We start from the raw sequence: 12716 nt of genomic DNA on the forward strand, positions 1-12716 counted from the left end.
CCTCAGACCTCGACCTCGTATTTCGGCCTGGCCAAGCGGGTCTCGATGCCGCGTCCGCGTAGCTCGATGCCTTCGCCGATGTCCCAGTGGGACGCCTCCTCGGACGAGGCCAGGTACACGGCGCGGGCCGAACCGAGCACGCGGGTCGGCTCGAACTTGGCCAGATCGGTCAGCCGGGCCGCCTCGTTGACCGGGTCGCCGATGACGGTGTACTCGAGGCGCTGTTGCGAACCGATGTGTCCAGCAATGGCCTTGCCTGCCGACACCCCGATGCCGACGTCGGTGTCGCCGAGCGCGGCATCGAGTTCCTGACGCAACGTCCGCGCCGCAGCGAGAGCCTGGCCTGCGAAGTCCTCTTGGTCCAGCGGGGCTCCGAAGATGGCGAGCGCCGCGTCACCCTGGAACTTGTTGACGAATCCGCCGTGCCTGCCGACCACGTCGACGATCACCCGGAAGAACTCGTTGAGCAGGTTGACGACGTCGCGCGGGGGCCGGTTGACGGCGAGGCGTGTCGAGCCGACGATGTCGACGAACAGCACTCCGACATAGCGTTCCTCGCCGCCGAGCTCGGTGCCGATCTCGATGGCGCGGCGGGCCACGTCCTCACCCACGTAGCGGCCGAACAGGTTGCGCAGCTGTTGACGCTCGCGCACGTCGGCGACCATCTCGTTGAAGCCGGCCTGCAGCAGACCCAGGTCGCTGCCGTCGTAGATGCGGACGGAGGTATCGAGGTTGCCCTCGCGCACCTCGTGCTGGGCCAGTCGGAGTTGTTTGATGGGGTCGGCGATGGCCGAGACCAGCCGCACCAGGCCGATCGACCCGAAGGCCAGAGCCGCACCCGCCATCCACAGGATGGGGCGCTGCAGCCCGGCGGCGTCGGTGTCGATGACACCGATCTGCTGCCCGACGACCAGTGCGATGATCACGGCCAGCGGCGCGGCCACGCTGATCACCCAGAAGAGGATGATGCGCTGGGTGACGCTGGGGGCGGTGGCGTCCTCGGGGTTGTTGGCCATGGCCGCCACGGTGATGGGGCGGAGCACCTTCTCGGACTGCATGTACCCCAGGACGCAGGTGACCAGCGCGCCGACGAACGACCCCAACGCCACGACCAGCGCGGTGCGGCCCGACTGGGACAGGCTCAGCAGTGAGAAGACCGCGCCGCCGACCAGCCAGAGGGCGCCGTGGACGATCATCAGTAGCAGCGGCAGTCGCAGGGCTCGGCGTCGAGCCCTCTCGTTGTCCAGGCGCGAGCGGCGCCGATGCCAGACCAGCACAGGCAGTGAGAGCCGGATGGTGGCGTAGCCGCTGACGATGCCCGCGATGACCAGATAGAGCACGAAGATGAGCTGGCCGACCCCGCTGATCTCGGACAGGCTGACGGAGGTCTGGGCCGGCAGGCCGAAACGGAGGAAGGCGAAGGTGAACAGGGCCCCGGCGACGTTGGCGCGGAGCATGTCGAGAGCCAGGACGGGCCATGGAGTGCGCACGAGCCAGCGCAACAGATGCCAGGTGCGCTGTAGCTGCGTCTGTCTCTCGACCACGTGAACACGGTAGCTGCCTGCTTGCAAGAGTTAAACACGGCTGTCCGAGCGTGCAGATAGGCTTGACCTGTGACAACAGTGTTCGATCGACTGGTCGGCCAGCCGGATGTGGTGGGAGAACTCACAGTCGCGTCCGTCGCCGCAGCTCATTTGGCCGCTTCTCGTGATCTGGAAGCTCACGGCGGGACGCCCGACGTTGGCCCGAGACATGGCTCCTCGGCGATGACACACGCCTGGCTGTTCACCGGTCCTCCGGGTTCCGGGCGCTCGGTGGCGGCTCAGTGCTTCGCTGCGGCCCTGCAATGCGAGGTGGCGGATACCCCCGGATGTGGCCGCTGTCACGCCTGCACGACGGTGATGGCGGGAACACACGCCGATGTGCGTCGAATCGTGCCGCAGGGGCTGTCGATTCCGGTCAAAGAGATGCGAGCGATCGTGCAGACGGCCGCGCGCAGGCCCAGCGTCGGCCGATGGCAGGTCGTTGTCATCGAAGATGCCGACCGGCTCACCGAAGGCGCGGCCAACGCGTTGCTCAAGGCGGTCGAGGAGCCGCCGCCCCGCACTGTGTTTCTCTTGTGTGCGCCCAGCGTCGACCCGGAGGACATCGCGGTCACCCTGCGGTCGCGGTGTCGGCATGTGGCGTTGACGATGCCCTCGGTATCGGCGATCGCCGAGGTCCTCATCGGCAACGACGGCATCGACCCCGAGATGGCCCGCTGGGCCGCGTCGGTCTGCGGCGGCCACGTCGGGCGGGCCCGACGTCTGGCGACAGATGAGGAGTCGCGGGAGCAACGCAAGCAGGCGCTCGGGGTCGCGAGGGCCGCCACCAGGGATGCCACCGCGTATGCGGCGGCGGAGGCACTGGTGAAGACCGCCACCGACGCAGCGAAGGCGATCAGCGCGCGACTCGACGAGGCCGAGACCGAGGAGATGCGGACCTCCCTCGGCGCCGGAGGTACCGGCAAGGGCGCAGCCGGTGCGTTGCGCGGTTCGGCCGGAATCCTCAAAGATCTCGAGAGACGCCAGAAGTCCCGAGAGACGCGTACCGGGCGTGACCTACTCGATCGGGCCCTGGTCGACCTCGCTGCGCTGTTCCGCGACGCGCTGGCGGCCTCCTTCGGGTCGCCGGTGGCCGCGATGCACCCGGATATGGCGGAACAGACCGTCGCGATGGCCGGTTATGCGCGTCCGGAGGAGCTGCTGTCGTGCGTGGAGGCCGTTCTGCAGTGTCGAGAAGCGCTGGGCTTCAACGTCAAGCCGAAGTTCGCGGTTGACGCGATGGTGGCCGAGATCGGTCTGGCCCTGCGTCACTAAACCTCCGAAATTGGTGGGTTTTGGCGATGCTGAACTGGGGAAATGCTCGCCAGAACCCACCAAGATCGGCTCAGGAGAATCGCGCGAGGGCGTCGCCGAACATGCCTTGACTCTCGATGACGATCGCGCTCTCGTCTGGGTCGATGCGGGTGATCTGCTGCACCTGATCGCCGTACCAGAAGTAGGTGTGCGGGCTGATGTTGCCGCCCGGAGCCTCCGCGACCTGGCCGAGGGTGTAGCCCACCATTTCTTTCACCGCGAGGGTGGATTTGAGGTTGGTCACCGGGTGGACCATCAACAGATGCCGGTGGGGGACACTGAACACCACACCGTGCTCGGCCTCGCCGAGTTCGGTGCCGATGATCCGCCGCATGTTCAATGCCTTTGTGGCGATGAAGAACGAGTCGCCGACCAGGGCAGTGATGCCGCGGGTGCCGTCGACTGGGATTTCCTGCGTCGCATAGGGTTCGGCGTCGGTGTTGCTCTGGCCGGCCTGGTACAGCAGGTCGAGGTCGCGACCCTGCAGGCTGCTGTCGGTGAGGGTTTCGACGGTCGTCGGCAGATCGCGGCACAAGTGGGTGACCAGGTCGTCGCTGAACCGGCGGGCGTACGTCATCGACAGTTGTGGGTCGGCGCCGACCTCGATGGGCTGAAGCCGCGTACGGACTTCGGTCAGCAGGTCGGGCTCGGACAATTCCTCGGCATCGGGGGCTGCGCGCCCTTCCAGATGCCTCGCGAAATGTGTTCCGATGTGCGCGGACCATTCGCTCTCGGGAAGGGTCCGGCAGGCGGCGACGAGGTTCTGCAAGAAGTAACGCTCGTCATCGGGGCCGACCAGGAATACGTCCCCGTACTCGGGGTCGTCGACGGCCTCGACCTCGATGCCGAGATCCCGGAGCGCCGCCGTCGACAGGGCCACCACCGCGTCGTTCACGCCGTCGTCTGCTGCTTTGCCTGCCGCTGCATGTGTCATCCACACCCACCCTATTTGGTGACGCAGACTCGGCTCGATAGACTGGCTCTCGCTGCCTCGCGCAGCACGCCGCCTTAGCTCAGTCGGTAGAGCGCTTCACTCGTAATGAAAAGGTCGCGAGTTCGATTCTCGCAGGCGGCTCCACGAAAAGGCCTCCACGTCGGAGGCCTTTTCGGCGTTGAGGCCACAAAAGCACCTCGTTCAGGCAAATGCACACGTTGCAACGTGTGCATATGACAGAAGCGGGTGCATCTGTGTCAGAACGGGGTGAGCAGCGCACGCTCTGTGCGCAGCGCCATCGAGATCGGATCCGTCCTGGTTGCCGGGCCCAGCCCTGGGCCCGGGCGCACGCGGAGCTCTGTCGCAGCCGGTACCGATTCGCAGTGTGCACAGCGGCCGAACTCGTCGATATCGGTGCCACAGAGACCGTGCGAGAAGATGCGGCGGCGTCGCGTCGGGTCGGATCGACCATCGCCCCAGCGGATCAGCGCGTGCAGTGCCGGCCACAGTTCCAGGCCGGCCGCGGTGAGCACGTAATCAGTACGACCGCCGCGCGGTTGCCGTTCGAGTACTCCGGCGTCGGTGAGGGCGGAAAGTCGCTGGGTCAGCACCGCTTTCGAGATGTCGAGACGCTGCTGGAAGTCGGTGAAGCGGCGGACCCCGAAGAAGCACTCGCGCAGGATCAGCATCGTCCAACGTTCGCCGACGATCTCCAACGCGCGTGCCAGCGAGCAGTCCTGCGTCTCGTAATCCGTGCCGAGGGCCATGTTCAGGACACTACACCGACGGTCTGTTCACCAGACCATGTGTTATCTTTCCTTGAATAGTTCGATGAACAGACCAAAGGGTGGCCATGGCGAAACCGGATGTTCGGGACACCGCGGTACAGGCTCGGCGCTCCCTCGGCGTCTCGGCCCTGGGCACCATGCTGGTCCTGGTCGCTTTCACCGCACCGCTGTCGACGATCAACGCCACCGCGGCCTCCCTCGACGTCGGGGTGTCGGGAACAACCTGGATCCTGAGCTCGATGAGCATCGGTCTTGCTGCGGCTCTGCTGTCCACGGGAACGATCGCGGACGACTTCGGTCGCCGCCGCACGTTGGTGATCGGGTTGCTCGTCGTCGCGGCCGGGTCGATCGTGGGGGTTCTCGTCCCGGACGTCGTCGCCTTCGTGTTGACGCGGGTCGTGGTCGGAGTCGGGGGCGCGGCAGTGATCGCATCCAGCCTCGGCATCATCGCGCACACCTTCGCGCCCGGACCCGCACGTGCGGCCGCCAGCGGCATCTGGGGAGCCAGCGTGGGCGCGGGTATCGCAATAGGACCGTTGCTGTCTGCGCTGCTGGAACGGGTTCACAGCTGGCACGACGCCTACTGGGTGCTCTCCGCGGCCGCTGTGGCCCTCGCGGTGACGGCGGAAAAGCTGGTGCCGGAGTCGCGGTCGGAGCACCGCCGGGGTCTGGATCTACCGGGAGCGGTGTTGTTCGCGGGCGGGATCAGCGCACTGCTGGCCGCGCTGGTCGAGGGAAGGCAGGGGTGGTCGGAACCGACGGTCATCGTGTTGTTCGTGGCCGCGGGTGTTGTGCTGGCAGCGTTCTGGTTCGTCGAATACCGCCGCACGACCTCGATGGTGGACCTCACGCTGCTTCGATCGCCTGCGTTTGTCGCGGCTACAACGGCAGCGTTCGTCACCGGCGCGGGTGTCATCGCGGTGATGTCGTTCATGTCCGGTTTTCTGGGCGCGGCGCTGGGGATCTCGGCGGTAGGCGCTGCGTGGCTGTTGTTCTCGTGGTCGGCCACGAGCGTGGTGACCGCCCTGTTGGCGCGACGCATCTCACCGCAGGTGCCCGGTCGGGTGCAATTGGCACTCGGCCTCGTCGGGATCGCGGTGGGGCTGCTGGGACTGGCCGGAATCGACGAGAGTTCGGGCTGGGCCCGGTTCTTACCGGGCCTGATCGTCGCCGGCGTCGCCTCCGGTGTGGTGAACGCCGCACTCGGACGCGAGGCGGTGGCGAGCGTTCCACCGGGTCGCGGCGCGATGGGCAGTGGCGCCAACAACACCGCGCGATATGTCGGGTCGGCCATCGGGGTCACCGTCGTCGCAGTGATCGCGACTCACCCCCGGGCCGGCTCGGCGGCGGGTGGCCTGATCGCGGGGTGGAATGTCGCGGCCGTGGTGGCAGCGGCCGTGTCCCTGCTCGGTGGCTTGGCGGTCCTCGGCTTCCATGCCCGAGTCGCGCCGGCAGCGCGGGCCGCGGCGGTGAAGGAGAGCACGACGACCGCTGGGTAGACTTGGCGTCTTCGTTTGTGGTCGCGTACGCAACAATCGGTGGGAGTTCGGTCATGAGCGTTTTGGTGAGTTTTCATGCGCATCCGGACGATGAGGTGTTCAGCACCGGTGGCGTGATGCGCGCGGCGGCCGATGCCGGCCATCGGGTGGTGTTGGTGACAGCGACCGATGGCGCGGTGGGGGAGTTCCCCGAAGGAATCCTCGACGAGGGTGAAGCGCTGGCGGATCGCCGTCGACGTGAACTCGAGGAGTCGGCCAAGATCCTCGGGGTGCATCGCCTGGTGATGTTCGGTTACGCAGATTCGGGGATGGCCGGCACCGCGGAGAACTCGAACCCGCTCGCGTTCATGAACATCGGGGTCGAAGAGCCTGCTCAGCGCCTGGCCGATGTGCTCCTGGAGGAACAGGCCGACGTCGTGACAATGTACGACAGCAACGGCGGCTACGGCCATCCCGACCACATCCACGTCCACCACGTGGGACATCGCGCGGCCGAGATCGCCGGTACCGCACACGTTTACGAGAGCGTGGTCAACCGTGACCACATGCAGAAGCTGATCCGGTCGAACCCGAAGTGGACGGAGGAGGACGCGCCGGTCGACCTGTCGACCATCGGGGTACCGGACGCCGACATCACCACCGAGGTCGACGTCAGCGAGTACATGACCGCCAAGCGTGCGGCCATGGTGGCTCACGCGACCCAGATCGGTGACTTCGGGCCCTTTCTGGGCATGACCCAGGACGAACTGCGCGCAGCCTTCGGTCTCGAGTGGTTTCGCCGCGTGCGCGGTGTCGACGGACCTCGGGAGCGCTCGCTTCCTCTGTGATCGCCCGCATAGGATTCAGGGCATTCGCTCGATCCTCTTCGCAAAGGTGATCGCTCCATGACCGCTCCTCAGGCCCCGGCCGCCCCGACTCGTGACAGCTGGCTGACGCTGGTCGCGATGACCGGCAGCCTGTCGATGATCATGCTCGACCAGACCGTCGTCACGGTCGCACTGCCGACGATGACCCGGGATCTGCCGCTGTCGCCGACGGGTCAGCAGTGGGTGGTCAACGCCTACGTGCTCGCAATGGCCGCGACCGTGGCACTCGGCGGCAAGCTCGGAGCCAAGTACGGTCCCGTCACCACCTTCCGCGCAGGCGTGGTCATCTTCTTCCTGGCTTCGGCCTTGTGCGGTCTCGCCCCACACGGCTCGTACGGCGAGGAGTGGATCATCATCGCCCGCTCGACCCAGGGGCTGGGAGCGGCGCTGATGATGCCGGTGAGCGCGACCATCGTGATGGGCGCATTCCCGTTGTCCATGCGTGGGAAGGCAATGGCCGTCTACGTGGGTATCAGCCAGATCTTTCTGGCCGTTGGTCCGTTGCTCGGGGGCGCACTCACCGAATGGGTCAGCTGGCGTGCGGTGTTCTGGCTGAACGTGCCGGTCGGGATCATTGCGTTGCTGCTGGTGGCCAGGGCTCGTCCTGACAATGCGAAGCAGCCGTCATCGGTGATCAAGCCGATCCCGGTGGCGCTGATGATCATCGGTCTCGGCGTGACTGTGTACGCCATTCAGCAGGCGGGCACCTGGGGATGGGGATCGACCAAGACGCTCGGACTCCTGACCGCAGGCATCGTCGTCACGGTGTTCTTCGTCTGGTCGCAGCTCCGAGCGTCCGACCCGCTTGTGCAGGTCCAGTTGCTCGCGCGCCGGGCATTCCTCGGCAACGTGACGGTGCTGTTCGCAACCCAGTTCAGTCTGCTCGCGATCGTTCTCTACTCGACTCTCTACGTACAGGATCTGCTGGACTACAGCCCGATGATGGCCGGCGTCGCGGCGCTGCCGCTGATCTTTCCCCTGGCGGTGGGTGCTCAGCTCGCCGGTCGCTGGTACGACAAGCAGGGGGTGCGGCCACCGGTGATCGTCGGCATGGCGGTGGCCACGGTGGGTGTGGTCGTGTGGGCGATCACGTTGTCGCAACTGGAGTACGCGGTGCAGATCCCCGGCATGGTGATCACCGGGTTCGGCCTGGGCCTGGTGTTCTCGCCGGTCAACACCGACGCGCTGGGTCGGGTCGGGGCCGCCGACCGAGCGCAGGCCTCGGGCATCGTGCAGACCGTTCGTCAACTCGGCGGCACGCTCGGTGTCGCGGTGATCGGCGCGATCGTGTTGGCCCAGCAACGCGAGGGCACCCAGGCAGCCCACGCGAGCCGGAATCCGAAGCAGGAGATCATCGACAACTCGGCGGACGCCATCGCGATCGGGTTCTATGCCGCGGCAGCGGTATTCGCGGTCGGCCTCGTCGCCTCGTACGTCCTGCTCTCCAAGGAGCGGGTGGTCGAAGATCCCGATACCGTTCCGGCCGAGAGTTTTTGACCGTTCGTTGTCAGATCGCCCCCGGGTCGGTCCGCAATAGTCCATGAACCACCAGATCGTGCCGCTTGCCGTTCCGGCCGAGGACAGCCGAACGCAACACCCCCTCCTCGACGAAGCCGCATCTGTGGGCAACGGTGCGCGAGGCCGTATTCGAGGCGTACGCGTCGAGACCGACTCGGACGGCCCCGATCTGCCACGAATACCCGATGAGCAGCCGGGTCGCACGGGTGGCCACCCCTCGGCCCCGGGCGTGTGGCGCCACCGAATATCCGATCTTGGTGACGGCATCCTCGTCCTCGGCACGTAGCCCGCACAGACCGAGGAAATCGTCGCGGTGATCAACGATGGCGAGGTCGAAACCCGGCCACACCCTGGTAGATCTGCTCTCGACGAAATCGCGGGCGTCCGCCTCGGTGTAGGGCTGCGGTACGACGGTGAATTCCGCGGTGACCGGATCCTGGCCGGCTGCGAGCACCGCGGGGATATCGTCCGCCTCGAGCGGTCGCAACGTGATCACGTCATCGGTGATCGTCGGAATGCGGCGTGGCCAGTCCATGTGCCCACGGTAATGCTGAGGCGGCCTCGTTTAAGGTTCAACGTGAACCTGTAGACGACGAATGGGAAATGCATGCTCTTGGCCGCTTGGGTCACGGTGGTCACCGCTGTGATCTTGATCGTGCCCGGTGCCCTCGTCGGTCGGCGGATGGCTTTACCCTGGCCGGTCGCGGTGGCGGCCGCGGCGCCGCTGACCTTCGGCATGGTGGGTGTGTTCACCGTTCTGTACGGCGTCGTCGGTATTCCGTGGAACCTGCTGACCGCGCTGCTGATGGTCCTGGTGTGCTGGTTCACCGCCTGGGGCTGGGACATCGTCGGTCGCAGGATCGGGTTGCTCGCGCCCACCCCTGTCGAGGACGACGCGCCGCGTCTCGGCAGGCCTGCGCTTCTGATGTTGATCGCCGGGGTCCTGCTCGGTGCGGTCATCATCGTGCTCACCTCGATCCGCAGGCTGATGGGCACCACGTTCCTCGGTCTGAACAACATCTCGCAGGTGTGGGACGCGCTCTGGCACGCGGATGCCCTGCAATGGATCCATCAGACGGGCGATGCATCCGCACTGCACATGGGTGACCTGATGAATTACGACACCCACGGCTTCAACTACTACCCCAACACCTGGCATGCGCTCGGGTCACTGCTGTACCCGCTGACCGGTGCGGACACGGTCGAGCTCTTCAACGTGTACTCGCCGGCGGTCCTGGCGTTCACCCTGCCGATCAGCGTCGGCGCCGCGGCGTACTGGCTGGGTCGCACCAGGCTGGCCCCGGACCAAGCTGCTGTCTTCGCCGCTGTGGGCGCCGCGATCACCGCGGTGTTCCCGTCCTTGCCCTACGTCGAACTCGCCTTCACCTCGGTCCCCAATGCCGTCGGCGTCTCGCTCGCGCCGGTGACGGCAGTGCTCGTGGCCACGGCGATCGGTGATCGCCGCCGGATCCTGCCCGCGGCGCTGGCCATCGCGGGTACCGCGGCCACACACCCGTCCGGTCTGGTGGTCGTGGCCGTCATCGTCGGGCTGTGGTGGTTGCTGCAGCGGCTCCCGAATCCGGTCCGCGGACGTCTGGCCGACGTCGCGACGCTGGCAGTCACCGGGGTCGTCGCCCTGGTCTTGATCAGTCCGGTCATCATCGGCACGTTGAAGATCTCCGAGAACAACGAACTGGCCGGCTTCGAGTTCCGCGATGATCAGGCGAATCTGGCGACCGCGCTGACCCGGGCGACGTTCCAGGGCACAGAACTACTCGGCCACCAGTACCCGCTGCTCTATCTGCTGATCCCTGCTGCCATCGGGTTCGGCTGGCTGATCTGGTCGCGGAATTGGGGCATCGCCGCAGCGTGGCTGGTGTTCATCGCGACCACCACCAACGCCATCTACGAGATCGGCGGCCCGGTGTCCCGGGTCCTCGGCACCCTCGGCGGGTACTTCTACAACTCTCCGCACCGCCTGACCTTCGTGGTGTCGATCTTCACCGCGATCGCTGCAGGTATCGGCGTCGGGGTGCTGGTGCTCGGTGCCGTCCGGCTGGTCGGCCGCACCGACCGGGTACGCGGTCCGCTCCTGCTTCCGGCCGCGACGCTGGTGGCGTTGCTGTTCGTCATGGGTGCAGGTGCCGTTCGGTACGCGGACAACGGCGCAATCGCGACGCAGTACCGGAGTGAGGCCCGGATCGGGCTCGAGGACGTGGCCGCCTACAAGTGGCTGGCGCAGCAGCCGGGGGCACAGGACACGGTGATCTTGAACAACCTCGATCAGGGCAGCGGTTGGATGTATCCGGTCGCCGATCTGACGCCGCTCTTTCCGTTCTACCGGGCCAACGACTTCAGCCAACGCCAGGCCGACCTCTACTGGAACGTGGGAGACATCGGACGCGACCCGGCCATCGATCAGACCGTCCGGGACCTGAACATCCGCTACGTCTTCGACAGCCCGCCGAGCTACTGGTGGTTCCAGAACGGTCCGCAAAATCTGGCCGAGGGCGTATTCGGGGATCCATTCCTGACGCTGCGAGACGCGGGCGCCCCGGGCTTGCGGGAGATCTATCGGCAAGGAGATGTGACCATCTTCGAGGTCACCGAGGACGTACGGAACGGAGGCAACTGATGCGCACCATGGTCACCGGCGGTGCCGGATTCATCGGATCGACCTTGACCGACCGCCTGTTGGCCGACGGTAACGACGTTGTTGTGCTCGATGATTTCTCGCGGGGAAGCAGGCAGAACCTCGCCGGCGCCGTCGCCGCGGGCGCGGAGGTGATCGAGGGCGACCTCACCGCACTCGATCTTGATGCTGTCGTGGCGCAGGCGAAACCCGAGGTCATCTTCCACCTGGCAGCCCAGATCGACGTCCGGGCGTCGGTGGCCGATCCGGTGTTCGATGCACAGGTCAACGTCCTCGGTACGGTACGTCTGGCCGAGGCGGCGCGACTGGCCGGAGTCCGAAAGGTCGTGTTCACCTCCTCCGGTGGCTCGATATACGGTTCGCCGGAACATCTTCCGGTCACCGAGTCGGTTCCAGTCGCGCCGATGAGCCCCTACGCAGCGGCGAAGGTCAGCGGCGAGGTCTACCTCAACATGTACCGGTCGCTCTACGGACTCGACTGCTCCCACATCGCTCCGGCGAATGTCTATGGGCCGCGTCAGGATCCGCACGGAGAGGCAGGCGTGGTGGCGATCTTCGCCCGCAACCTGCTGGCCGGTACCCCGACCAAGTTGTTCGGGGACGGCGGCAACACCCGTGACTACGTCTTCGTCGACGACGTCGTCGCTGCATTCGTGTTGGCGTCGGGTGATGCCGGTGGGGGCAGGAGGTTCAACGTCGGAACCGGGGTCCAGACCTCCGACCGTGAGCTGCACACTCTGGTCGCCGAATCTGCGTGCGCTGCAGACGATCCCACGTTCGAACCGGCACGCCTGGGCGACGTACGGGAATCGGCGATCGACGGATCGCTGGCAGGTGAGGTCCTTGGCTGGAGGCCTGAAGTCGCACTCTCAGAAGGTGTTCGACGTACGGTTGATTACTTCCGCACCGCCTGACTTTCGCCGACCGTGCCGATGTCGCCGTCGACCGTGCCTTTGAATCATTCGACCGTGCCCTTATTCGGGTCGATCGTGCCGAAAAGCGTTACGCAGCAGTAGTAAAGGCACGCTCGATGGTGTTATTGGCACGGTCGGCGCTGGTTTCGGCACGCTCGATGGTGTTATTGGCACGTTCGGCGCTGGTTTCGGCACGGTCGGGGGCTAGTTGATCGCCTTCTCGGTGGCGGCGTATTTGTTTTCGACCTGGGTTTTGAGTGGTTGCCACCAGTCGGGGTTGTTGCGGTACCAGGCGATGGTGTCGGTGAGGCCGCTGCGGAAGTCGGTGTATTGGGGTTGCCAGCCGAGTTCGGTGCGGAGGCGGTGTGAGTTGATGGCGTAGCGCAGGTCGTGGCCGGGGCGGTCGGTGACGAAGTCGAAGGCGTCGGTGGGATTGCCGGTGAGTTCGAGGATGGTTTCGATGACGGTGCGGTTGTCGACTTCTCCGTCGGCGCCGATGAGGTAGGTCTCGCCGATGGTGCCTTTGTTGATGATGGTCCAGACGGCGTCGTTGTGGTCGTGGACGTGGATCCAGTCGCGGACGTTGGTGCCGTGGCCGTAGAGCTTGGGGCGGATGCCGGCCAGGACGTTGGTGATCTGGCGGGGGA

11 protein-coding genes and 1 tRNA gene are annotated in these 12716 nt (G+C 66.1%); 7 read left to right on the forward strand and 5 right to left on the reverse strand.

The genetic code is table 11. The annotated features are described in order from the left end of the window. Window positions 1–2 precede the first annotated feature (2 nt). A complete protein-coding gene (locus tag J3S28_RS27730; RefSeq protein WP_237342226.1) occupies window positions 3–1457 on the reverse strand; it encodes an adenylate/guanylate cyclase domain-containing protein in 1455 nt (484 codons plus the stop codon). A 156-nt stretch (window positions 1458–1613) separates the two neighbouring features. Here J3S28_RS27730 and J3S28_RS27735 point away from each other — a divergent pair, with 156 nt between their 5' ends. Continuing rightward, a complete protein-coding gene (locus tag J3S28_RS27735) occupies window positions 1614–2858 on the forward strand; it encodes a DNA polymerase III subunit delta' (RefSeq protein WP_207844451.1) in 1245 nt (414 codons plus the stop codon). Window positions 2859–2928: 70 nt separating this feature from the next. Here J3S28_RS27735 and J3S28_RS27740 read toward each other — a convergent pair whose 3' ends face one another. Beyond that, window positions 2929–3831: a hypothetical protein gene (locus J3S28_RS27740; protein WP_207844453.1), complete on the reverse strand. Its 903-nt coding sequence runs from the start codon at window positions 3829–3831 to the stop codon at window positions 2929–2931. 68 nt (window positions 3832–3899) lie between these two features. Here J3S28_RS27740 and J3S28_RS27745 point away from each other — a divergent pair. Beyond that, a tRNA-Thr gene (locus tag J3S28_RS27745) sits at window positions 3900–3975 on the forward strand. Window positions 3976–4088: 113 nt separating this feature from the next. Here J3S28_RS27745 and J3S28_RS27750 read toward each other — a convergent pair. Continuing rightward, window positions 4089–4598 (reverse strand): winged helix-turn-helix transcriptional regulator, encoded by a 510-nt coding sequence (locus tag J3S28_RS27750; protein WP_207844455.1) that lies wholly within the window; start codon window positions 4596–4598, stop codon window positions 4089–4091. Window positions 4599–4684: 86 nt separating this feature from the next. Between J3S28_RS27750 and J3S28_RS27755 the strand changes: the two genes are divergently transcribed. Genes J3S28_RS27755 through J3S28_RS27765 form a run of 3 tightly spaced genes read left to right on the forward strand, consistent with a single transcriptional unit; the run spans window position 4685 to window position 8481 of the window. After that, a complete protein-coding gene (locus J3S28_RS27755; RefSeq protein WP_207844458.1) occupies window positions 4685–6118 on the forward strand; it encodes an MFS transporter in 1434 nt (477 codons plus the stop codon). Between the two features lie 53 nt (window positions 6119–6171). Further along, window positions 6172–6945: a PIG-L family deacetylase gene (locus tag J3S28_RS27760; RefSeq protein WP_207844460.1), complete on the forward strand. Its 774-nt coding sequence runs from the start codon at window positions 6172–6174 to the stop codon at window positions 6943–6945. Between the two features lie 57 nt (window positions 6946–7002). Further along, the gene (locus J3S28_RS27765; RefSeq protein ID WP_207844462.1) at window positions 7003–8481 is read left to right on the forward strand and encodes an MFS transporter; all 1479 of its coding nucleotides are present in this window, start codon (window positions 7003–7005) and stop codon (window positions 8479–8481) included. A 10-nt stretch (window positions 8482–8491) separates the two neighbouring features. Here J3S28_RS27765 and J3S28_RS27770 read toward each other — a convergent pair whose 3' ends face one another. Then, complete coding sequence (locus tag J3S28_RS27770) at window positions 8492–9037, reverse strand: GNAT family N-acetyltransferase (RefSeq protein WP_207844464.1); 546 nt, start codon at window positions 9035–9037, stop codon at window positions 8492–8494. A 72-nt stretch (window positions 9038–9109) separates the two neighbouring features. On the opposite strand from J3S28_RS27770, the gene J3S28_RS27775 reads away from it, so the two are divergent. Together J3S28_RS27775 and J3S28_RS27780 are read left to right on the forward strand one after the other, a co-directional pair. Further along, on the forward strand, window positions 9110–11137 hold the full coding sequence (locus J3S28_RS27775; protein ID WP_207844466.1) for a DUF6541 family protein: 2028 nt from the start codon (window positions 9110–9112) through the stop codon (window positions 11135–11137). Then, entirely contained in the window at window positions 11137–12069 is a 933-nt protein-coding gene (locus J3S28_RS27780; RefSeq protein ID WP_207844468.1) for an NAD-dependent epimerase/dehydratase family protein, read from the forward strand. Before J3S28_RS27775 ends, J3S28_RS27780 begins: the two co-directional genes overlap by 1 nt. Before the next feature lie 204 nt (window positions 12070–12273). Here the strand turns inward: J3S28_RS27780 and J3S28_RS27785 are convergent. Next, a partial coding sequence (locus J3S28_RS27785; RefSeq protein WP_207844470.1) for a GDP-mannose 4,6-dehydratase occupies window positions 12274–12716 on the reverse strand: 443 nt, incomplete at its 5' end.

It is taken from the genome of Williamsia soli, from assembly GCF_017377795.1.
Lineage (GTDB): Bacteria > Actinomycetota > Actinomycetes > Mycobacteriales > Mycobacteriaceae > Williamsia > Williamsia soli.

Coding starts and splice junctions, on each gene's coding strand:
- J3S28_RS27755 (WP_207844458.1), top strand. CDS start 4,685: ATGGCGAAACCGGATGTTCGGGACACCGCGGTACAGGCTCGGCGCTCC.
- J3S28_RS27750 (WP_207844455.1), bottom strand. CDS start 4,598: ATGGCCCTCGGCACGGATTACGAGACGCAGGACTGCTCGCTGGCACGC.
- J3S28_RS27765 (WP_207844462.1), top strand. CDS start 7,003: ATGACCGCTCCTCAGGCCCCGGCCGCCCCGACTCGTGACAGCTGGCTG.
- J3S28_RS27775 (WP_207844466.1), top strand. CDS start 9,110: ATGCTCTTGGCCGCTTGGGTCACGGTGGTCACCGCTGTGATCTTGATC.
- J3S28_RS27780 (WP_207844468.1), top strand. CDS start 11,137: ATGCGCACCATGGTCACCGGCGGTGCCGGATTCATCGGATCGACCTTG.
- J3S28_RS27740 (WP_207844453.1), bottom strand. CDS start 3,831: ATGACACATGCAGCGGCAGGCAAAGCAGCAGACGACGGCGTGAACGAC.
- J3S28_RS27760 (WP_207844460.1), top strand. CDS start 6,172: ATGAGCGTTTTGGTGAGTTTTCATGCGCATCCGGACGATGAGGTGTTC.
- J3S28_RS27730 (WP_237342226.1), bottom strand. CDS start 1,457: ATGCTCCGCGCCAACGTCGCCGGGGCCCTGTTCACCTTCGCCTTCCTC.
- J3S28_RS27770 (WP_207844464.1), bottom strand. CDS start 9,037: ATGGACTGGCCACGCCGCATTCCGACGATCACCGATGACGTGATCACG.